20 protein-coding genes are annotated in these 20,024 nt (G+C 69.1%); 9 read left to right on the forward strand and 11 right to left on the reverse strand.

Annotated elements, in window-relative coordinates:
• The first annotated feature begins 1 nt into the window (after nucleotide 1).
• Complete coding sequence (locus tag AB2L57_RS14380; protein WP_292811154.1) at nucleotides 2-676, forward strand: DUF305 domain-containing protein; 675 nt, start codon at nucleotides 2-4, stop codon at nucleotides 674-676.
• Between the two features lie 25 nt (nucleotides 677-701).
• Here the strand turns inward: AB2L57_RS14380 and AB2L57_RS14385 are convergent, their stop codons facing one another.
• The 4 genes from AB2L57_RS14385 to AB2L57_RS14400 all read right to left on the reverse strand — a co-directional run bounded on the left by AB2L57_RS14385 (nucleotide 702) and on the right by AB2L57_RS14400 (nucleotide 6,754).
• A complete protein-coding gene (locus AB2L57_RS14385) occupies nucleotides 702-3,185 on the reverse strand; it encodes an HAD-IC family P-type ATPase (RefSeq protein WP_292811152.1) in 2,484 nt (827 codons plus the stop codon).
• A 22-nt stretch (nucleotides 3,186-3,207) separates the two neighbouring features.
• Nucleotides 3,208-4,179, reverse strand: coding sequence for a carbohydrate ABC transporter permease (locus AB2L57_RS14390; RefSeq protein ID WP_292811150.1), 972 nt, complete (start codon nucleotides 4,177-4,179; stop codon nucleotides 3,208-3,210).
• Entirely contained in the window at nucleotides 4,179-5,312 is a 1,134-nt protein-coding gene (locus AB2L57_RS14395; RefSeq protein ID WP_292811148.1) for a carbohydrate ABC transporter permease, read from the reverse strand. The genes AB2L57_RS14390 and AB2L57_RS14395 overlap by 1 nt, the downstream gene beginning before the upstream one ends.
• 116 nt (nucleotides 5,313-5,428) lie before the next feature.
• Nucleotides 5,429-6,754: an ABC transporter substrate-binding protein gene (locus AB2L57_RS14400; protein ID WP_409047410.1), complete on the reverse strand. Its 1,326-nt coding sequence runs from the start codon at nucleotides 6,752-6,754 to the stop codon at nucleotides 5,429-5,431.
• Nucleotides 6,755-7,053: 299 nt separating this feature from the next.
• On the opposite strand from AB2L57_RS14400, the gene AB2L57_RS14405 reads away from it, so the two are divergent.
• A complete protein-coding gene (locus tag AB2L57_RS14405; RefSeq protein WP_409047411.1) occupies nucleotides 7,054-8,097 on the forward strand; it encodes a LacI family DNA-binding transcriptional regulator in 1,044 nt (347 codons plus the stop codon).
• A 78-nt stretch (nucleotides 8,098-8,175) separates the two neighbouring features.
• Here the strand turns inward: AB2L57_RS14405 and rplL are convergent, their stop codons facing one another.
• The 3 genes from rplL to AB2L57_RS14420 all read right to left on the reverse strand — a co-directional run bounded on the left by rplL (nucleotide 8,176) and on the right by AB2L57_RS14420 (nucleotide 10,459).
• Nucleotides 8,176-8,562, reverse strand: a complete 387-nt coding sequence (rplL, locus tag AB2L57_RS14410) for a 50S ribosomal protein L7/L12 (protein ID WP_292814434.1) — start codon at nucleotides 8,560-8,562, stop codon at nucleotides 8,176-8,178.
• Between the two features lie 39 nt (nucleotides 8,563-8,601).
• Complete coding sequence (rplJ, locus tag AB2L57_RS14415; protein ID WP_409047412.1) at nucleotides 8,602-9,117, reverse strand: 50S ribosomal protein L10; 516 nt, start codon at nucleotides 9,115-9,117, stop codon at nucleotides 8,602-8,604.
• Nucleotides 9,118-9,475: 358 nt separating this feature from the next.
• Entirely contained in the window at nucleotides 9,476-10,459 is a 984-nt protein-coding gene (locus AB2L57_RS14420) for a hypothetical protein (RefSeq protein WP_409047413.1), read from the reverse strand.
• A 219-nt stretch (nucleotides 10,460-10,678) separates the two neighbouring features.
• Between AB2L57_RS14420 and AB2L57_RS14425 the strand changes: the two genes are divergently transcribed.
• The 6 genes from AB2L57_RS14425 to AB2L57_RS14450 all read left to right on the forward strand — a co-directional run bounded on the left by AB2L57_RS14425 (nucleotide 10,679) and on the right by AB2L57_RS14450 (nucleotide 16,110).
• Nucleotides 10,679-11,347, forward strand: a complete 669-nt coding sequence (locus AB2L57_RS14425) for a YqaJ viral recombinase family protein (protein ID WP_409047414.1) — start codon at nucleotides 10,679-10,681, stop codon at nucleotides 11,345-11,347.
• 135 nt (nucleotides 11,348-11,482) lie between these two features.
• The gene (locus AB2L57_RS14430) at nucleotides 11,483-13,153 is read left to right on the forward strand and encodes an MDR family MFS transporter (protein WP_409047415.1); all 1,671 of its coding nucleotides are present in this window, start codon (nucleotides 11,483-11,485) and stop codon (nucleotides 13,151-13,153) included.
• 9 nt (nucleotides 13,154-13,162) lie between these two features.
• Nucleotides 13,163-13,630, forward strand: a complete 468-nt coding sequence (locus tag AB2L57_RS14435; protein WP_292814420.1) for a MarR family winged helix-turn-helix transcriptional regulator — start codon at nucleotides 13,163-13,165, stop codon at nucleotides 13,628-13,630.
• Nucleotides 13,631-13,736: 106 nt separating this feature from the next.
• Complete coding sequence (locus AB2L57_RS14440) at nucleotides 13,737-14,426, forward strand: NADP-dependent oxidoreductase (protein WP_409047416.1); 690 nt, start codon at nucleotides 13,737-13,739, stop codon at nucleotides 14,424-14,426.
• A gap of 670 nt (nucleotides 14,427-15,096) precedes the next feature.
• Nucleotides 15,097-15,669: a transposase gene (locus tag AB2L57_RS14445; protein WP_409047417.1), complete on the forward strand. Its 573-nt coding sequence runs from the start codon at nucleotides 15,097-15,099 to the stop codon at nucleotides 15,667-15,669.
• Between the two features lie 54 nt (nucleotides 15,670-15,723).
• Nucleotides 15,724-16,110 (forward strand): zinc-binding dehydrogenase, encoded by a 387-nt coding sequence (locus tag AB2L57_RS14450; RefSeq protein WP_409047418.1) that lies wholly within the window; start codon nucleotides 15,724-15,726, stop codon nucleotides 16,108-16,110.
• Here the strand turns inward: AB2L57_RS14450 and AB2L57_RS14455 are convergent.
• Nucleotides 16,097-16,984 (reverse strand): LysR family transcriptional regulator ArgP, encoded by an 888-nt coding sequence (locus AB2L57_RS14455; protein WP_409047419.1) that lies wholly within the window; start codon nucleotides 16,982-16,984, stop codon nucleotides 16,097-16,099. The genes AB2L57_RS14450 and AB2L57_RS14455 overlap by 14 nt on opposite strands.
• Before the next feature lie 69 nt (nucleotides 16,985-17,053).
• On the opposite strand from AB2L57_RS14455, the gene AB2L57_RS14460 reads away from it, so the two are divergent.
• Entirely contained in the window at nucleotides 17,054-17,665 is a 612-nt protein-coding gene (locus AB2L57_RS14460) for a LysE/ArgO family amino acid transporter (protein WP_292814412.1), read from the forward strand.
• Between the two features lie 66 nt (nucleotides 17,666-17,731).
• Here the strand turns inward: AB2L57_RS14460 and rplA are convergent, their stop codons facing one another.
• The 3 genes from rplA to nusG all read right to left on the reverse strand — a co-directional run bounded on the left by rplA (nucleotide 17,732) and on the right by nusG (nucleotide 19,984).
• Nucleotides 17,732-18,421 (reverse strand): 50S ribosomal protein L1, encoded by a 690-nt coding sequence (rplA, locus tag AB2L57_RS14465; protein WP_292814409.1) that lies wholly within the window; start codon nucleotides 18,419-18,421, stop codon nucleotides 17,732-17,734.
• 14 nt (nucleotides 18,422-18,435) lie between these two features.
• Nucleotides 18,436-18,867: a 50S ribosomal protein L11 gene (rplK, locus tag AB2L57_RS14470; RefSeq protein ID WP_292814406.1), complete on the reverse strand. Its 432-nt coding sequence runs from the start codon at nucleotides 18,865-18,867 to the stop codon at nucleotides 18,436-18,438.
• 97 nt (nucleotides 18,868-18,964) lie between these two features.
• Nucleotides 18,965-19,984: a transcription termination/antitermination protein NusG gene (gene nusG, locus AB2L57_RS14475; protein WP_409047420.1), complete on the reverse strand. Its 1,020-nt coding sequence runs from the start codon at nucleotides 19,982-19,984 to the stop codon at nucleotides 18,965-18,967.
• Nucleotides 19,985-20,024 lie beyond the last annotated feature (40 nt).

Consider the following 20,024-nt stretch of genomic DNA (forward strand, 5'->3'; position numbering starts at 1 on the left):
TGTGGCGACCGACTCGGTCCGCACGGGACCCCCGCGCTGGCTCCTGGTCACACTCGGCGCCCTCGCGATCGCCGCACTCGCCTTCGCCGCGGGACGTTTCACGACCTTCGGCGCCCTGACCCAGGCATCCACCCCCACCTCGGACTCGGCCGAGGCGGGATTCGCCCGCGACATGCAGCTGCACCACGCGCAGGCCGTCGACATGGCGATGACCCTGTACCGCGAGACCGACGACCCTGAGCTGCGCGCTCTCGCGTACGACATGGCGACGGCGCAGTCCGCGCAGCAGGGCGAGATGTACTCGTGGCTCGTGTCGTGGGGGCTTCCGCAATCGGGGGGACAGATGATGGCGTGGATGTCGGAGTCCGACGAGCACGCGCATGGCGGCGCATCGGGTGAGCCGCTCACCGACGCCGAGCTGCGGGCGCAGATGGGCATGGCCACCGACGCCGAGCTGGCGGAGTTCGAGGGCGCGTCCGGCACCGCGGCGGACTGCATGTTCCTCGACCTGATGACGACCCACCACGAGGGCGCGATCCAGATGGTCGACGCCGTGCTCGAGCTCGGCTCCGAACCGAGGGTGCTGCACGTCGCGCAGGGCATGAAGGACACGCAGCAGTTCGAGATCGACTCGATGGCGGCGTCGGCGGCTCGGCTGGGCTGCAGCGCGGGCTGACCTTGCGGGTCCGGCTTCTCGGCGATCAGTCCTTGGCGCCGAGCTCGGCGAGCTGGCGACGGACGTAGGTCTGCTGCACCGAGCGGGTGATCCCGATGACGACGATCGCCCCGGCGCAGAGCCCGCCGATCAGCGCCAGCGCCTCCTCTCGCGGCCAGGCGAGGTCGAAGAAGTCCACGGCGAGCGGCACATTGAGGATCACGACGAGCCCGCCGACCATGCCCGCGAGGATCGCCGCCTTGATCCAGGTGAGCGGCAGCGAGATGAGGGCGAGCACCCAGATCCCGAGGATCGCGACGATGATCGTCGACCCCGTGCGGATCTCTTCGATCGGAACCTCCCAGAGGTGACCGGCGATGCGGGAGAACACCGTCAGAGCCAGGCCGATCGTGATGCCGGCGGGGATCGCGAAGCTCAGCGACCGGCGGAGGAACCCGGGGATGTACCGCTGCGCGTTGGGCAGCAGCGCCAGGAAGAACGCCGGGATGCCGATCGTCAGACCGTCGGTGATCGAGAGCTGTCGGGGCAGGAACGGGATCTCCATGATCATGAGCCCGAACAGGATGGCGATCGTCGTGGCGTAGGCGGTCTTGGTGAGGAAGAGCATCGAGACGCGCTCCATGTTGGCGATCACCTTGCGTCCCTCGGCGACGACGCCCGGCAGCCTCGAGAAGCGGCCATCGAGCAGCACGAGCCGGGCGACGGCCTTCGTCGCCGCCGAACCCGAGTTCATCGCGATGCCGATATCGGCCTGCTTGATCGCGAGGGCGTCGTTCACGCCGTCGCCGGTCATCGCCACGACATGCCCCCGCGACTGCAGGGCCGTGACGATTCCCTTCTTCTGGTCGGGGCTGACCCGGCCGAAGACCGTGTGCTGCTCGAGCTCGTCGGCGAGCGCATCGGCGTCGTCGGGGAGCGTGCGCGCGTCCACGCCCGCGGACACGTCGAGACCGAGCTCGCGGGCGATGGCGGCGACGGTGTGGGGGTCATCGCCGGAGATGACCTTGACGTCCACTCCCTGCGCGGCGAAATACGCCAGTGTCTGGGCGGCGTCCTCGCGGACCCGCTCCCGCAGGGTCAGCAGCACCACGGGGTCGAGCCCGCGCGGCAGGCTCTCCCCCGACACCAGAGCGTCATCGAGCGGGGTCGGCGAGTACGCGAGCAGGATCGTGCGGCTGCCGGTCGAGGCGAGTTCGATCACGGCGTCGGCGAGGGAGGCCTCCCCGTTCTCGGCACGAGGTCCGCTCCACGCGACCGCCCGGGTGGCAGCATCCGGGAAGACCATGGTGGGCGCCCCGAGCACCCACGTGCCAGGCTCGCCCGCGAACGACACCGCGCTCCACTTGCGGCGCGACGAGAACGGGATCTCGCGGGCGGAGACCCGCGGCGGCGCGGCCGGGTAGCGGGAGGCGAGACTGCGGGCCGTCGCGTTGGCGTCGGCGGCGGCACCGAACCAGCCGAGGGCCTCGCGCCAACCCTCGACATCGCCGTCGAGCGGGTGCTCGGCGTCGAAGGCGATGTCGCCGTACGTGAGGGTGCCGGTCTTGTCGAGGCAGACCGTGTCGACCCGCGCGAGACCCTCGACGGCCGGCAGCTCCTGCACGAGCACCTTCTCGCGCGCCAGTCGTGCCGCGCCGACGGCGAAGGTGATGCTCGTCAGCAGCACCAGCCCCAGCGGGATCATCGCCGTGATCACGGCGATCGAGTCCACCGCCGCCTGCTGCCAGGAACCGTCGGCGAGGGCCTGCTCCCACCCGCCCTGCACCTGGACCTGCGCATTGGTCACAAGCAGCGCCACGGGCCCGATGCCCCACGCCACCCAGGCGAGCACCCGGTTGACCCCGCGGCGAAGCTCCGAGCGCACGAGCGAGAACCGGCGGGCCTCTCCGGCGAACTGGTTGGCGTACGAGTCGGCACCCACCTTGGTCGCGCGCGCGTCGCCGCGCCCGCCCACCACGATCGAGCCGCTGAGCAGGTCGTCGCCCGGGTGCTTGTCGACGGGATCGGACTCCCCCGTGAGCATCGACTCGTCGACCTGCAGACCCTGCACATCGAGCGCCGTCGCGTCGGCCGGCACCTGATCGCCCGCGCGCAGCACGAGCAGGTCGTCCTGGACGACGTCGGCGGGAGCGATCTCGGCCTCGACGCCGTCGCGTCGCACCCGCGCGCGCGGCGCGTTCAGCAGCGCCAGCCGGTCGAGGGCCAGCTTGGCCCTGATCTCCTGATAGCAGCCGATCAGCGCATTGAAGATCGCGGCGAGCCCGAACAGCGCGTCCTGCCAGCGGCCGAGCACCAGCAGCGCGGCGAAGCACGCGAACACGATCGCGTTGAAGAGCGTGAAGACGTTCGCCCGCACGATGCTTCCCCACGTGCGGCTCGTATCCGCCTCGAACGCGTTCGTGCGACCCGCTGCGACGCGCTCGGAGACGTCGGCTGCCGAGAGCCCGCGCGCAGCGCCCGGGTCGGACGTGCCTGTGCTGGTCACGCCCGCCCGGGCCGCAGCATCCATGGGGTCACTGTAGCGAGGCGCACTACCCCTTCGTCGAGCCCGCGAGCAGACCGCGCACGAAGAATCTCTGCAGCGCGAGGAACACGATCAGCGGCACGATGATCGCGATGAACGCGCCCGCGGTGAGCAGGTACCAGTCCTGGCCCCGGTTTCCGGTCATCTCGGCCAGCAGCTTCGTGATCGGCGCGACGTTGCCGTCGGCGAAGATCAGCGAGACGAGCAGGTCGTTCCACACCCACAGGAACTGGAAGATCGCGATCGACGCGAGAGCCGGCACGGTCAGCGGCAGCACGATGCGGAAGTAGATCTGCCCGTGCCCCGCACCGTCCACGCGCGCCGCCTCGATGACATCCGGCGGGATCTCGGAGGTGAAGTTGTGCAGCAGGTAGATCGCCAGCGGCAGGGCGAAGATCGTGTGCGCGATCCAGACCTGCGAGTAGCCCGCCGCGCCGATGGCCTGGATGACCGGGACGCCGAAGATCGTGCCCTGCGAGAACAGCTGCAGGAGCGGGATCAGCGCCATCTGGATCGGCACGATCTGCAGGGCGAACACGAACAGGAACAGCAGGTTCTTGCCCTTGAAGTCCATCCATGCGAACGCGTACGCGGCGAGCGAGGCGATGACGATCGGGATGACGGTGGCCGGCAGCGTGATCGCGAACGAGTTCACGAACGCGCCTGCCATGTTCAGCTGGCTGTTGCCCGACTGCAGCGCCGTGGCGTAGTTGTCGAGGGTCCAGCCCCAGTTCTCGAAGACCGTCCACCACCCGGTGGTCTGGATGAACTCCCGCGGACGGAACGACGAGATGAAGACGCCGAAGGTCGGCAGGGTCCACAGCACCGCGATGACGAGGGCGGCAAGCGTCGCCCACCGCGAGGTCAGGCGCTTCTTGGTGCGCCCGAGCGCTTGCTTCTCCGCCCTGCGCTCACCCCGTGCGAGCTCCTTCTTCGTGTCGGGGTCGACGGGCAGTTCGATCGGCTGTACGGCGCTCATCAGCGCACCTCCCTCTGCTTGGAGAGTTGCCTTGCGTTGTAGACGATGATCGGCAGGACGAGCACGAACAGGATCACCGCGAAGGCCGCGGAGCGCCCGGCCTCGAAGCTGCGGAACTGCGTGTACATCTCGTTGGCGATGACCGAGGTGTTGTTGGCGCCCGCGGTCATGGTGCGGACGATGTCGAAGACCTTCAGCGAGGCGATCGAGATCGTGGTCAGCACGACGATGAGCGAGGGCCGGATGGCGGGGACGACGACGTTGATGAACCGCTGCCACCCGTTGGTGCCGTCGAGCTCGGCCGCCTCCAGCTGCTCGGTGGGCACGCCCTTGATCGCCGCCGAGAGCACGACCATGGCAAAACCGGTCTGCACCCAGATGAGCACGACGATGAGGAACAAGGTGTTCCAGGGGTCCGCCGCGAGGAAGTTGATCGGCTCGCCGCCGAACCACACGATGACCTGGTTCAGGAAGCCGATCTGATTCTGGTCCTCGGGACGCGCGGTGTACATGAAGCGCCAGATGATCGAGGCGCCCACGAACGAGATCGCCATCGGCAGGAAGACGAGGATCTTGTAGTACTTCTCGCCGCGGGTCTTGTCGATGAAGTAGGCGTATGCCAGGCCCGCGATCGTCGAGACGATCGGGGCGACGAGCACCCACACGATCGTGTTGAGGATCGTGCGCACGCCGGCGTCGGTCGAGAAGATCCAGGCGAAGTTGTCGAGACCGACGAACGCCGTGCCCCGCGAGTTCATGAACGCCTGGAAGATCGTCTGGATCGACGGGATGACGAGGCCGATGATCAGCAGCACCAGCGCGGGGCTGAGGAATCCGATCAGCTGGAAGAGGTAGCCGGCGCCGGACTTGGCCCGCATGTCGAGCCAGAAGAAGAGGAGGCCGACGACACCGGCGGCGAGGATCGCCCAGGTGTAGGACTGCAGCGCCCAGAGCACGACGAGCGGGATGAGGATGCAGGCGGCCAGGCGGATGATCGTGTAGACGCGGCCCTTGCGCGGCGCGATCTCGATGAAGAAGAGCAGGAGCCCGATCACGACGAGGAATGCGCCGATGATGATCGGGATCTCGAGCCACGGCGAGAGGGTGCTCAGCCACTGGAGGAAGGCGGTCACGGGGGTCCTTTCGAGTGCTTCGTCGAACTCGCAGGCGTGGCGATGGCGCTCAGCCTGCCCTCAGGTTAGGGAGTGGGGCCGCCCCATGACAGGGGCGGCCCCACGGACCCGGTCGATCAGCTCGACGGCCAGCCGGCCTCGATCTGCTCGAGCACGGTGGCGGTCGGCGTGCCGCCCACCCAGTCGCGCATGCCCGCCCAGAACGTGCCCGAGCCGACGGCGCCGGGCATCAGGTCGGACGCGTCGAAGCGGAACGTGGTGCCGGGATCCTGCAGGATCTCGATCGCCGCCGACAGGATCTCGCTCGAGGCGTTCTCGGGGTCGAGCCCGTTGTTGGCCGAGATCACGCCGCCGAGCGCGACGCGGCTGTTGGCCCATTCGGGGCTGGAGAGGTACTCCTGCACCATCTGGACGGCCTCGCGATCATCGAACGCGCCGACGATCTCGCCACCGCCGGTGACGACGGCGCCCTCGGCACCCTCCTCGAAGGGAGGTGTGAGGAACGCCCAGATGTCGCCGTCCTCGGCGACCGTGCCGCCGGCGTCCGTGATGAACCCGTCGTAGAACGATGCCTGGTGGTGCAGGACGCAGTCACCCGACACCAGCGCAGAGGCCGGGTCGCCGAAGGGCGTCGTGCCGATCGACTGGACATCGCCGAATCCGGCGTTGACGTAGTTCGGGTCGAGCATGATCTTGCCCACCTCGTCGAACGCCGAGGAGATCTGCGGGTCGGTGAACGGGATCTCGTTCGCGACCCACTGGTCGTACACGTCGGTGCCCGACTGGCGCAGGACGACGTCCTCGATCCAGTCGGTGCCGGGCCATCCCGTGGCGGCGTCCGAGCCGAAGCCGACGCACCACGGCGGGGCGCCGGTCGACTGCTGGATCTGCGCCGTGAGGTCGAGCAGGCCCTGCCAGGTCGTGGGGATCTCCCAGCCGTTCTCGGCGAACAGCGAAGGCGAATACCAGATCCAGCCCTTGACGCTCGCCATGAGCGGCGCGCCGTACACGGTGCCGTCCACGGTGCCGTAGCCCGCCCAGTCCTCGGACCAGTACTCCTCGACGTTCTCGACGACCGCCTCGGGCGCCGGCACGAGATAGCCGCGATCGGCCATGTCGGCGAGAAGACCCGGCTGTGGGAAGATCGCGAGGTCGGGCGGGTTGCCGCCCTGGGCGCGCACCGCGATCTGAGCCTCGAACTCCTGGGAGGCTTCGTACTCGATGTCGATGCCGTTCTCCTCCTCCCATTCCGCCCACGACTCGTTCAGCAGCTCGGCTTCGGTGTCGACGATGGTGCCGTACACCGTGACGACGTCATCGGAGCCGCCGCCCCCGCCGCCGTCCGTCGCACCCGGGCCGCCGGTGCAGCCTGCGAGAACGAGCCCGCCGACCGCGAGAGCCGACGCCGAGACGAGGATCCTGCCCCGTCGCTTTGCCATCATGTGATCCTCCTCATTGAGTTCGCGCGTTCATCGCGCGTGGTCACCGCCACCGCAGGACACGGTCGGGAACCGATTCCATGTTCACCGTAGAGGACTCAGTCTCTTCACCACAACGACTGCGTGTCACAACTCGGTAACCGCTTCTCGGCGGGCGGAAACGCCCGTGGTACGGTCCTGACTACCGTGAATGTGATGAGCATGGCGCAGCGCAGCGCTCATGGAATCGATTCCAGCCGGGACCGCTCCCATGGAACTGCGCACGCAGGGCTGCGCCCACACCCGAGGCGCGAGGAGGCGCGATGAGCGGGATCGCCGATGTCGCCCGGCACGCCGGGGTCTCCAAGGCCACCGCGAGCCGAGCCCTCACCGGCAACGGATACGTCGCCCCCGAGACGCGGCGCCGTGTCGAACAGGCTGCGACCGAGCTCGGCTACATCGCCTCGAGCAGCGCGGCAAGCCTCGTCACCGGCCGCACGCGCAACGTCGGCGTGATCCTGCCGGGCCTGACCCGCTGGTTCTTCTCCGAGGTGCTCGAGGGCGTCCAGAGCACCCTGCTCTCCCACGGCCATGACCTCACCCTCTACGACGCCACCCCCGGCACGGAGGGCCGGTCCACGATCTTCGCGACCTTCCTCGGCCGCAAGCGCTTCGACGGACTGATCGCCGTCTGCATCGAACCCGACCATCACGAGATGGAGCGCCTGCTCGCCCTGGGCAAGCCGATGGTGAGCATCGGCAGCTACGACATGGGCGCAGCATCCGTCGCCGTCGACGACACGGATGCTGCCCGGCGCGCCACCGAGCACCTGATCGATCTGGGCCACCGTCGCATCGCGTTCGTCGGCGGGCCGCGGACCGGCATGACCCACGGTGATTCGCTGCGCCTGCACGCGTATCTCGGCGCGATGTCCGCGGCGGGACTCGGCGACCTCTCGCGGCACGCGACATCGGCGGTGTCGATGCCGGGGGGCTACGGCGCGGCCGTCGACCTGCTCGGCGACTCCCGCGACCGGCCGACCGCGATCGTCGGGGTGTGCGACGAGGTCGCGATCGGCGCGATCATCGCGGCGCGACGACTCGGATTGCTGGTGCCCTCGGATCTGAGCGTCGTCGGCATCGACGACCACGAGAACGCCGAGATGTTCGCGCTCACGACGCTGCAGCAGCGCCCGCGCGAGCAGGGGTGCCTCGCCGCGCGGCTGCTGCTGCGTCGCCTCGACGACCCCGACGCCGAGCGCGAGCACATCCGCGAGGCGTCGCGTCTTGTCGTGCGCAGCTCGACGGCGGCGGCGGATGCTGCGCAGTCGGCCATCACCGCCGGCGTCGGTCGCCGGCGGGATTGACGCGCGCAGGAATGCGTACACGGGAAAGGCCCCGGACACCGCGTGCGCGGTGCCGGGGCCTCTCTGCGTGGAGCGTGATTACTTGAGGGTAACCGTCGCGCCGGCCTCTTCGAGAGCGGCCTTGGCCTTCTCGGCGGCGTCCTTGTTCGCGCCCTCGAGCACGGCCTTGGGGGCACCGTCGACGACGGCCTTGGCCTCGCCGAGGCCGAGCGAGGTGAGCTCGCGGACGACCTTGATGACCTGGATCTTCTTGTCACCGGCGGCCTCGAGGACGACGTCGAAGGAGTCCTTCTCCTCGACCTCTTCGGCGGGGGCGCCACCGGCGGGGGCACCCGCGGCGACGGCCACGGGGGCCGCGGCGGTGACGTCGAAGGTCTCCTCGAACGCCTTGACGAACTCGCTGAGCTCGATGAGCGTGAGCTCCTTGAACGCGTCGAGCAGCTCCTCAGTGCTGAGCTTTGCCATGATTTTCTCCTTGATCTGGGTTGTTCAACCGGGGCCTTGTCAGGCCGCGGACTCCTGCTTCTCACGCAGCGCGTCGACCGTGCGGACGGCCTTCGACAGCGGCGCGTTGAACAGATAAGCCGCCTTGGTCAGCGAGGCCTTCATCGCACCGGCGAGCTTCGCCAGCAGGACTTCACGGCTCTCGAGATCAGCGAGCTTGTTGACCTCTGCGGCGGTCAGGGGGGAACCGTCGAAGTACCCTCCCTTGATCACGAGCAGAGGGTTAGCCTTGGCGAAGGCACGCAGACCCTTCGCGACGGCGACGGGGTCGCCGTGCACGAAAGCGATGGCCGAGGGACCCTTGAGGTCATCGTCCAGGCCCGTGACCCCCGCGTTGGACGCGGCGATCTTGGTCAGCGTGTTCTTCACCACGGCGTATTCCGCGTCCTGACGAATGCTGTTGCGCAGCTCCTTGAGCTGGGCAACCGTCAGACCGCGGTACTCGGTCAGCAGAACGGCGGTCGAGTCCTCGAAATTCTTCGTGAGCTCGGCGACCGATGCATCCTTCTGCGCCATGGCCACTCCTTGTGTGTACGAGGCGGCCCGCGGTGGCGGGGCGCCGGCCTCAGACGCCGGACCCCGCACATGAAAAAAGCTCCGGCGCAGGGCACGGAGCGGGAATTCTTCCGAAGAAGTTCGTTCGTACACCTGCGCGGGCCCCTGCTGTGCAGAGCTTCGATCGCTGTGCGCTTGCGCGCGCACCGATGACCGGCGGTCTTTGGCTTCGTACACCATACCCCGGCCCCGGTTCATCCACAAAATCCCCTCCCCTGCCCGCGAGCGCACGACGTGTCGCCCAACGCACGACCTGCCCGCGCGTGAAACGTCGTGCACTCGGCGACAAGCCGTGCGCTCGGCGGGGATCGCGGCGCAGTCAGGAGGGAGGGGTCACGCCGAGGGAGCGCAGGTGATGCCCGAGGCGGGCAGAAGTTCGCGCCTGCGCATCGCCCCAGCGCAGCATCCGCCGGTTGGTCGTGCCGCGGATCCAATCCTCGCGATACTTCTCGTCGAGGAGCACGTCCTCGAGCGATCGCCCCGAACGCAGGGCCTCATCGCGATACTTCGTCTCGCCATCGCACTCGCCGAATGCGTCGATCTCGTCGAGCCCGAGATCGAGGTAGTACCAGCGCCCGTTGGGCGCCGCGACCGGCACCTGGACTCGAAGGACGCGGAACCCCAGCCGGTGCAGCTGCAGCCGACTCACCGATTCCAGCGGCAGCTGTGCGCGCGCCTGCGCGAATTCCGTCACGAATCGCGCAGACCGGATGCCGCGTGCGCCGCCGGCCGCCGCGATCCGCGCCGTCATCAGTCGCCGCCAGCGTGCGAGCGCATCCTCATTCCATTCCCGCTGCCGCTCGGCGACAGACCGCTCGGCCGCGTCCGCGATCGACACCGCCGCCTCGAGCGGCAACGACCGCGACGTATCGAACACGGTGCGCGCAAGTGACGTGCACGTGACCCCTCGGACAACGGTGACATCCTCGGGCGGCAGCGGGCAGACGTGACGGAAAACATCGGGGCCGCTGGCGATGCGCCGCGGCGCGTCCGTCGTGAGGTGTACGCGGGCGGGGTTTCGCCGGTAGAGAGGCAACCCGTGCACAACGGCGGCAGACTCGTGCGAAACCACGCCCGATCCGCGGCCGTCGCGCACGACGGCGAGGACGTGCAGGAGATGCCGGGATTCCGGCCACAGATTCGTCCAGACCGCTGACTCGACGTACCACCCGCGACGAACCACGGTCAGCTCCCCCGAGCGGACCCGGCCGGCAATAGTGCGCTCGCTCATCCCGAGCGCCCGCAGGGCGGCGAAAGAGACGAGGATCTGCGAAAGTTCGTCGACGGTGGCGTGGCGCGGCATCCCGCAACGATGCAGCACACCGAAGCTCAATACCCGTCTGCGCGGCCTTCGCGACACCCGCTCCTCGCTCGCGCCCGCCTGTGGAGGAGCCGCCCCCCATCGCCGAGCGCACGACGTGTCGCCCAACGCACGACCTGCCCGCGCGTGACACGTCGTGCACTCGGCGACAAGCCGTGCGCTCGGCGGGGATCGCGCGGAGGGCGGGCTAGGGTCGAGGGCGTGACCCCCGAACTCGCCGCACGCATCGTGGCCGACAGCCGCGATCGGGTGGCCTGGGTGCGTGCGCGCTCGCGCGGGATCACGGCCACGGATGTCGCTACCCTCACGAGCGTGAACGCGATCCGCAAGGCTGCGGACCAGAAGCTGATGGGCTCGCGCTTCTCGGGCAACGCCTACACCGATCACGGCCGACGCCGCGAGCCCGAGATCGCGGCTTGGGTCGCCGCGACGCACGGCATCCGCCCCTCTTCGGCTCTGTTCCACGCCGTCGTCGAGAAGCGCCATCTCGCCACGCCCGACGGCATCGGACTCACCCCCGACGGCACCGTGATCCTCGCCGAGATCAAGACGACCAACAAGGCATGGCGCTCGATCCCCCGCTCCTACCTGCGGCAGGTGTGGTGGCAGCAGCACGTGCTCGGCGCCGAACGCACCCTGGTCGCGTGGGAGCAGCATGACGACTTCGTCCCCGTCGGCGACGAGCCCCGCTGCGCATGGGTCGATCGCGACGAAGCCGAGATCGATCGGCTCGTGACTCTGGCCTCCGCGCTGATCGACGAGCTGTACCGACGCACGACGGGCAAGCCCCTCGTGCGCGACGACGAGCGGATGCTGTCCTCCGGCACCGCGCGCCCGCAGCCGTATCGCGCGCTCGCCCTCGCGGACTGACGCGCGGTGCCGGGCGACAGCATCCCACCCGGCCCCGACGAAGTAGTTGACGTGCGTCAACCATGCGCATATAGTTGACGCAGATCAACTTTGCGGCAGCGTGGCCGCGACCGCCCGGCGCACGAAAGGCCCCGCATGGCCACCCACCCCGCCGCACCGGAAAGCACCCGGACTCCCTCACCCGCGCCGATGTCGCGTCGCGCCGTCCTCGAGGCGCTCTCGGGACTGCTGCTCGGAATGTTCGTCTCGATGCTCGCCGCCACCGTCGTATCGACGTCGCTGCCGGTCATCGTGCACGATCTCGGCGGCGACCAGGCCGCCTTCACCTGGGTGGTGACCGCGACACTGCTGACCACCGCGATCTCGACGCCCGTCTGGGGCAAGCTCGCCGACCTGTTCGATCGCAAGCTCCTGATCCAGATCGCGCTCGTGCTGTTCGTGCTCGCGACGGCGGCCGCCGGCTTCTCGCAGGACACCGGCACACTCATCGCCTTCCGCGCCGTCCAGGGCCTCGGAGCCGGTGGCCTCGCCGCACTCAGCCAGGTCATCATGGCCGACATCATCAGCCCCCGCGAACGCGGTCGGTACATGGGACTGTTCGGTGCCGTGATGGCCCTCGCCACGGTCGGCGGTCCGCTTCTGGGCGGTGTCATCACCGACGGCATCGGCTGGCGCTGGAACTTCTTCGTCGCGATCCCGTTCGCGATCGCGGCACTCGTGATCCTGCAGCGCACGCTGCACATCACCCGCACGAGGCGGGAGCGCGTGCGCATCGACTACCTCGGCATCGTGCTGCTGGCGACATCCGTCTCGCTCCTGCTGGTGTGGATCACGAACGCCGGCGACACCTACTCCTGGTGGAGCGTCGAGACCGCCCTGATGGCGGGCGGCGCGCTCCTCGCGGCGGTGCTGTTCATCGTCGTCGAGCTGCGGTCGAGTGAGCCGCTCATCCCTCTCTCGATGTTCCGCAACCGCACCTTCACGCTGTCGGTGATCGCATCGATCGCCACGGGCGTGGCGATGTTCGGCACGTCGGTGTTCCTCAGCCAGTACATGCAGATGGCCCGGGGCGCGACGCCCACCGAGGCGGGTCTGATGACCCTGCCGATGATCGGCGGGCTGCTGCTGACCTCGATCCTCGTCGGCCAGCTCATCAGCCGGTACGGGCACTGGAAGCCGTACCTCATCGCCGGAGCGCTCTCGCTGATCGCCGGATCCTCCCTGCTGTCGACACTGCACTACGACACCCCGTTCGTCCTGGTGTCGCTCTACATGTTCCTGCTGGGCGCCGGCGTCGGGATGAGCATGCAGAACCTCGTGCTCATCGTGCAGAACACCGCCCGCCCCGAAGAGATGGGCGCCGCGAGCTCGGGGGTGACCTTCTTCCGCAGCCTCGGCGGCACCGTCGGCGTCTCGGCGATGGGAGCGGTCCTCGCGGCGAGCGCGACCGACCTCTTCGCGGTCAACCGTGGCGCTCTCGCCGCCGCGATCGAGACGCTCGGGGAGCAGGGCGCGTCGGTTGCGGCGCAGCTGCAGTCGGGCACGCTTCCCGCGGTCAGCGCGCTGCCCGAGGCCGTGCGGGTGATCGTCGAGGACGTCTACGCCCAGGCGATCGCCGACTCCTTCCTCATCGCCGTGCCGCTCGCGGTGATCAGCCTGATCGCGATCGCCTTCCTGCCCAACAAACCGCTCACGCGGATGACGACGACCGAGCGCATCGCGGCGGGCGAGGCGGATCTGGCGACCGTGTCGACCAGCGAGGGGATGTCGGCGATCCCCGCGACCGGCGCCACGCCGCGCCCGTAGGGTCGGACCATGCCCGAACCCGACGACCTCACCGAGCGGACGGACGCCGTGCGTGCCCTCGAGGCCGAGTTCGGCGCGCTCATCCATCAGCTGCGGCGGGTCATCGCCGAGAATGCGCAGCGGGTGAGCCCCGGGATGCTGCCCGCCGCGTACAAGGTGTTCACGACGATCGTGCGACGCGAGGGCATGAGCCTGTCGGCCCTCGCCGAGTCGCTCGCGGCCGACAAGGGGCAGATCAGTCGCACCGTGCGGGAGCTCGAGCAGCTCGGCCTGATCACGCGCACTCCCGACCCGGAGGACGGGCGCTCGAGCCTGCTCTTCGCCACCGAGCACGGCGTGGAGCGACTCGCTGCGGCGCGCGCACCGCAGGAGCAGTCGCTGCTCTCGGCGCTGGGAGAGTGGTCGGTCGACGACATCCGCTCCCTCACGCGGCTGCTGCACGCGCTCACGGCCGGCGAACGTCCCGACACGGTTTAGCCGCGCGGTAGCACCGGTGTAACACCGGCGAGATATACCGGGGCTTTACTGGGACGCATCAGACACCTGTGCGGTATGCGCAAGGTCGCGCAGAACGGAGCAGTCGATGACCCCTCGTCCCCCGCACCCCGGAACCACTCCCCTGGCCGGCGCGCCGCGCGTGCCCGAGTCCATGCGCGCGATGGTGATCGACGCGCCGGGCGGCCCCGAGGCCTTCCGCTCGGCCGAGGTCGACGTGCCGCAGCCGGTACTCAGCGAAGTGCTCGTGCGCGTGGTCGCCGCGGGCGTCAACCCCATCGATGCCAAGACTCGCGCGGGTCGTGGCGTCTCGCCCGCGATCTCCGCCTACCCCGCCGTGCTGGGGTTCGACTTCAGCGGCGTCGTCGTCAAGGCTCCCTACGAGACGCACCCGCTGCAGCCGGGCACTGCCGTGTTCGGCATGGCGTCGTTCCCGCGCACACAGGGCGCATACGCCGAATACGTCGTGGCGCAGAGTCTCTCGGTCGCGAAGATGCCCGCGGCGCTGTCGCACGTCGAGGCGGCCGGGGTTCCGCTGGCGGCACTCACCGCCTGGGGACTCGTCGTCGAGACCGCGCACGCGCATGAGGGCCAGCGGATCCTCATCCACGCCGGCAGCGGCGGCGTCGGCCACTTCGCCGTGCAGCTCGCGGCCTACTTCGGCGCCCATGTCACGGTGACCGCCTCGGGCCGCAACTCCGCCTGGCTGCGTGAGCTCGGGGCCGCCGTGGTGATCGACTACACAGAGATGATGGATTCGGCTCCGGCGCCGGCGTGACCCGAAATTACACGGACGCCGTTCGCGGCTGTCTTTTTGTGGATCTGTCCGTCGACGCCGCCGGGGTCGCTGCGGGCCGGGCGGGCACATGACTTGATAGGAGCCTGACCGGAAAGTCGTCTCACCTTTGTGCTGTCTGCACTCACCCGACCCGCGGTGACGTTCATCACCATTGGAAGGAATCCCGTCAATGACGAGCATGACACTCGACCCGCCGCTGACCAACCCGTTGCCACCAGGCTCCGAGTTGGTCGCCGGGGTCGACACACGCACAAGAACACGCATCACGTCGCGATCCTCGATCTCGTGGGCCGACCTGTCGCGGACCGAGAGTTCCGTGCCGACGGTCGCGGTTACGCGCAGATCGTCGCGTTCCTCCACGCGCACGGTGATGTCGTCCGTATCGGGGGGAGGGAACGGGGTCGTACGGGGCTGGCCTCGCACGCGCGCTGACCACGGCGGGGCTGACCGTCATCGAAGTCGCGCGACAGGACCGGCAAGCCCGCCGTCGTCGCGGCAAGTCCGACCCCCTCGACGCCCACCAGGCAGCGGTCGCTGTCCTCTCTCAGGAACGGACACCGCGATCCCAAAGTCTGGTGATGGCGCGGTCGAGTCGATGCGGATCCTCCTCGCAGAGCGGCGCTCGGCGGCCAAGGCCAGAGCGCAAGTGATGAACCAGATCCACGCGCTGCTGATCACCGCACCCGAGCTCGTGCGACAGGCGTTCCGCGCTCTCAGCGGGCAGCGTCTGGTGAACACGCTCGCCAAGACTCGGCCCGGAACAATCACGTCCCCCGATCCCGCGGTCGTCGCCCGGCAGACACTGCGACGGTTCGCGGTCCGACACCTCACGATGCAAGCCGAGATCGACCTGATAGAACAACAGTTGGAGATGCTCGTCCGGCAGGTCAACCCCACGCTGCTGTCCCTGAGCGGAGTCGGTCCTGTCACCGCAGCGACGCTCCTGGTCGCCGCGGGCGACAACCCCGAGCGGCTCGGAACCCGCGCCAGCTTCGCCGCTCTCGCCGGTGTCGCCCCGATCCCCGCCTCCTCCGGACAACGCACACGGCATCGACTCTCTCGCGGCGGGAACCGGCACGCGAACGCCGCGCTGCACCGGATTGTGCTGTTGCGCATGCGGCCGACAAGCGAAAGGCATCCCGATCAGCGTTCTCGCCGCCACTCTCGGCGTCCCCTACCAGCGGCTCCGACGACTCGAGATCGGCACTCGCGCCGACCCTGAACTCGAGGCCCGAGCGACCGCCATCCTGGAGCAGATCAGCCCACCACTGGCCGCTTGACAGCAATAGGAGCATCCACGACGCGATTCGAAGAGGTCATCGCCGACGTGGATGTCGTGATCGACCTCGTCGGCAACGCCGCCGATTCGACGAGATCGCGCTCGCTTCGGGTGCTGCGACCCGGCGGACTCATCATCAACGTCCCCACCGGCAGCTGGCCGGACTTCGCCGCCGACGCCGCGGCCGCCGGGGCGCGGGCGACGACGTACAAGGTCGTGCCCGACGGCGGCGCGCTGGCCACGATCGGCAGGCTGCTCTCCTCCGGCTCCATCCAGGTCTACATCGAGCGGGTCTTCGACCTCGCCGACGCCGCCGCCGCCCACACGGTCCTCGAAGAGGGGCACACCCGGGGCAAGCTCGTCCTGCGCGTCAGCGACGACTGAGCGCCGTCCCGGCGGCGGCGATCACCTCCGCCGCGACCGCGCCCAGCAGCGGTGAATGCAGATTCCACTGCTGCCAGTACAGGGCGACGGGGATGCCCGGCCCGCCGATGTGCACCAGTTCGCCGCCGGCCAGCGCATCCGCGGATTGCAGCAGCGGCAGCATCCCCCACCCGAGCCCCGCGCGCACGGCGGCGGCGAAGTCGTGCGAGGCGGGCACGAAGTGGCGTGGCGGGGCGCCCGGGTCGGCGCCGACGGCGACCAGCCAACGCGTCTGCAGATCGTCGCGCCGGTCGAAATCCACCAGGGGCGCCGCCTCGAGCTCGTCGGCGGTCGCGCCCCGCCCGAGCCAGCGGGCCACGAAGGAGGGTGTGGCCACGGCCTCGTACACCATCGTCCCGAGCGCAGTCGCGACGCACCCGGCGATCGGATCGGCCTGCGATGTGACGCCCGCGAGGGCCGTGCCGTCGGCCAACAGCGCGGCGGTGAAGTCCTGATCGTCTCGGTGCAGATCGAACACGACGGGATGCTGCCGACTCAGGCGCGCAAGCGGCTCGAGCAGCCACGTGGCGAGTGAATCCGCGTTCACCGCGAGCGAGATGCGCGCCGTTGCGGCGTCGTCGCGCCCGAGTTCGGCGAGCGCATCGTGTTCGAGGAGCGCCATCTGTCGCGCCAGGCGCAGGACCACCCCGCCGGCGGCGGTGGGCCGGACAGGACGACTTCGCACCACGAGCACGCCACCCAGCTGATCCTCGAGGGTGCGCACGCGCTGGCTCACCGCCGAGGGCGTGACGTGCAGCCGGCGTGCGGCGCCCTCGAACGACCCCTCGTCGATCACGGCGAGCAGGGTCGACACGAGATCGAGGGGCAGCTTCATGAAGCCAGGCTAATGCAGCATTCAGAACATCAACTGGTCTGATTCGGCACCCGATCGTACGCTCGAACGGTGCCCTCCTCGCTTCTCGCCGGTCTCGGCCTCGGCCTCTCGCTCATCATCGCGATCGGCGCGCAGAACCTGTTCGTCCTGCGACAGGGCATCCGCCGCGAGAACGTGCTCGGCGTGGCCCTGATCTGCATGATCAGCGACGCCCTGCTGATCATCGCCGGGGTCGCGGGCATCGGCCTGATCCTCGCCCAGGCGCCTTGGGCGGTCGAGGTCGTGAGGTGGGCCGGCGCCGCTTTCCTCGTCGGCTACGGGGCCCTCGCGGCGCGGCGCGCCTGGCGCCCCTCCACCGGCGCCCTGCGGGTCGACTCGGCCGCCGCGGGACCCGGCCGGACTGCGGTGTTCGCGACGACGCTGGCGCTGACGTGGCTGAACCCCCACGTCTACCTCGACACCGTCTTTCTGCTGGGCTCCGTGGCGAACACCCACGGCGACGCCCGATGGTGGTTCGCCGCGGGGGCAGTGGCCGGCAGCATCCTCTGGTTCGGCTCGCTCGCCTTCGGCGCCCGGCTGCTCAGCCGCCCGCTCGCCTCACCGCGTGCGTGGCGACTGCTCGACGCCGTCATCGCCGTCGTCATGATCGCTCTCGGCATCAGCCTCGTCGTACCGCACTGACACCGCCCGCACATGCGAGAAGGGCCCCCGCGCGATGCGGGAGCCCTTCTCGTCTGGCGTATGCGATCAGATCGCGTTGACATCCAGCGGGATGCCGGGGCCGAACGTGGTCGACACGGCACCCTTCTGGATGTAACGACCCTTCGAGCTCGAGGGCTTCAGGCGCACGATCTCGTCGAGAGCGGCCTTGAGGTTCTCATCGAGCTGCTCGGGCGTGAACGAGGCCTTGCCGACGACGAAGTGCACGTTGGCGTGCTTGTCGACGCGGAACTCGATCTTTCCGCCCTTGATCTCCTCGACGGCCTTGGCCGGGTTGGGCGTGACCGTGCCGGTCTTCGGGTTGGGCATGAGGCCACGGGGGCCCAGCACCTTTCCGAGACGACCGACCTGGCCCATCAGCTCGGGCGTGGCCACAGCCGCGTCGAACGACGTGTAGCCGCCCGCGACCTTCTCGATGAGCTCGGCTCCACCGACCTCATCGGCGCCGGCCGCGATGGCGGCCTCAGCGGCGGGGCCCGTGGCGAAGACGATGACGCGGGCCGTCTTGCCCGTGCCGTGGGGCAGGATGACCGTGCCGCGCACCATCTGGTCTGCCTTGCGGGGGTCGACGGCGAGCTTGAGCGCGACCTCGACGGTCGAGTCGAAGGTCGCGGAGCCGGTCTCCTTGGCCAGGGCAACGGCCTCGGTGGGCGTGTAGAACGTGTCAGCCGCGATCTTCGCGGCGGCGGCCTTGTAGGCCTTGGACTTGGTAGCCATGATCCCTATCCCCCTCAGTCCTCGACCGTGATGCCCATGGAACGGGCGGTGCCGGCGATGATCTTCGAGGCGGCCTCGATGTCGTTCGCGTTCAGGTCGGGCTGCTTGGCCTCGGCGATCTCGCGCACCTGCTCCTTGGTGAGCTTGGCCACCTTGGTCGTGTGCGGGGTCGATGAGCCCTTCGCGACGCCGGCCGCCTTCTTGATCAGCTCGGCTGCCGGGGGCGTCTTCAGGATGAACGTGAAGCTGCGGTCCTCGTAGACGGTGATCTCGACGGGGATGACGTTGCCGCGCTGCGCCTCGGTGGCCGCGTTGTATGCCTTGCAGAACTCCATGATGTTGACGCCGTGCTGACCGAGCGCGGGCCCGATCGGCGGCGCCGGGTTGGCGGCTCCGGCCTTGATCTGGAGCTTGATCAGGCCGGTCACCTTCTTCTTGGGTGCCATTCTTCTTTTCCTCTCGACGAACGATTCGGACCCCTCGACGAGCTCAGGGGCCGAATCCTTCTCCCGCGTCCGGTCTTTCCGGGGCGGTGGTCTGTGGTTACTGCTTGGTGACCTGGTCGAACGAGAGTTCGACCGGGGTCTCGCGCTCGAACAGGGACACGAGCACCGTGAGCTTGCCGCTCTCGGGCTTGATCTCGCTGATCGAGCCGGGAAGACCCGCGAACGAGCCTTCCTTGATCGTGATCGTCTCGCCGATCTCGAAGTCGACCTCGGTGACGACGCTGCGCGCCTGCGTGGCCGAGCCCTTGGCGGCACCCTTGGCGGGTGCGACCTCGGCGACCTGCACGAGCGACTTCAGCATGTTGAAGGCCTCTTCGAACCGCAGCGGCGTGGGGTTGTGGGCGTTGCCCACGAAGCCCGTGACGCCGGGGGTGTGGCGCACGACCGACCAGGTGTCCTCGTTGAGGTCCATGCGCACGAGCACGTAGCCCGGGATGCGCACGCGGGTGACCATCTTGCGCTGGCCGTTCTTGATCTCGACGACGTCCTCCATCGGGACCTCGACCTGGTAGATCTCGTCTTCGACCTCGAGCGACGACTTGCGCTGCTCGATGTTGGCCTTGACCTTGCGCTCGAAACCGGCGTAGGAGTGGATGACGTACCACTTGCCCGGCAGGTACCGCAGCTCTGCGCGGAAGGCCTCGTAGGGGTCCACCTCGGCGTCCTCATCCGAGTCACCCTCGGCCACGTCGGCATCGCCGGCCGGGTCGGGTCCGTCGTAGTCAGAGACCTCGTCGGCGGCCTCGGCCTCGCGCTCGGCGGCCTCGTCGGCCAGGGAGTCGGTGAGCACCTCGGCGGCGGCCTGTGCCTCGGCCGCCTCGTCGATGTGCAGGGCGTCGTTCACGATGGCGTCGGCCTCCGGGTCCTCGATCTCGTCCAGCTCTTCTTCGACATCGTCCTCGCCGTCGTCGGCGACCAGGTGCACCGCGAGGTGCTCGGCGGGCTCGACGGAGTGCTCCTCCGCGGCGAGGACGTTGCCCTCCTGGGCCTCGTCGTCCTCGCTGGACTGCTCCGCAGCGGTCGCCCAGTCGGCGTCGTCGAGATGTCTTTCGGTCACTGGTTCACTTCCGTCCGGGGCTCCGTCGTACGGAGCCCTC

The sequence above is a fragment of the Microbacterium sp. HA-8 genome, from assembly GCF_046111165.1.
In the GTDB taxonomy this organism is placed as follows: domain Bacteria; phylum Actinomycetota; class Actinomycetes; order Actinomycetales; family Microbacteriaceae; genus Microbacterium.

Excerpts from the sequence above, each read along its gene's own strand:
- rplL (WP_292814434.1), bottom strand. The coding sequence starts at position 8,562 with ATGGCAAAGCTCAGCACTGAGGAGCTGCTCGACGCGTTCAAGGAGCTC.
- AB2L57_RS14440 (WP_409047416.1), top strand. The coding sequence starts at position 13,737 with ATGACCCCTCGTCCCCCGCACCCCGGAACCACTCCCCTGGCCGGCGCG.
- AB2L57_RS14420 (WP_409047413.1), bottom strand. The coding sequence starts at position 10,459 with ATGCCGCGCCACGCCACCGTCGACGAACTTTCGCAGATCCTCGTCTCT.
- AB2L57_RS14455 (WP_409047419.1), bottom strand. The coding sequence starts at position 16,984 with ATGAAGCTGCCCCTCGATCTCGTGTCGACCCTGCTCGCCGTGATCGAC.
- AB2L57_RS14390 (WP_292811150.1), bottom strand. The coding sequence starts at position 4,179 with ATGAGCGCCGTACAGCCGATCGAACTGCCCGTCGACCCCGACACGAAG.
- rplJ (WP_409047412.1), bottom strand. The coding sequence starts at position 9,117 with ATGGCGCAGAAGGATGCATCGGTCGCCGAGCTCACGAAGAATTTCGAG.
- AB2L57_RS14430 (WP_409047415.1), top strand. The coding sequence starts at position 11,483 with ATGGCCACCCACCCCGCCGCACCGGAAAGCACCCGGACTCCCTCACCC.
- AB2L57_RS14435 (WP_292814420.1), top strand. The coding sequence starts at position 13,163 with ATGCCCGAACCCGACGACCTCACCGAGCGGACGGACGCCGTGCGTGCC.
- rplA (WP_292814409.1), bottom strand. The coding sequence starts at position 18,421 with ATGGCTACCAAGTCCAAGGCCTACAAGGCCGCCGCCGCGAAGATCGCG.
- AB2L57_RS14400 (WP_409047410.1), bottom strand. The coding sequence starts at position 6,754 with ATGATGGCAAAGCGACGGGGCAGGATCCTCGTCTCGGCGTCGGCTCTC.
- AB2L57_RS14405 (WP_409047411.1), top strand. The coding sequence starts at position 7,054 with ATGAGCGGGATCGCCGATGTCGCCCGGCACGCCGGGGTCTCCAAGGCC.
- rplK (WP_292814406.1), bottom strand. The coding sequence starts at position 18,867 with ATGGCACCCAAGAAGAAGGTGACCGGCCTGATCAAGCTCCAGATCAAG.
- AB2L57_RS14385 (WP_292811152.1), bottom strand. The coding sequence starts at position 3,185 with ATGGATGCTGCGGCCCGGGCGGGCGTGACCAGCACAGGCACGTCCGAC.
- AB2L57_RS14445 (WP_409047417.1), top strand. The coding sequence starts at position 15,097 with ATGAACCAGATCCACGCGCTGCTGATCACCGCACCCGAGCTCGTGCGA.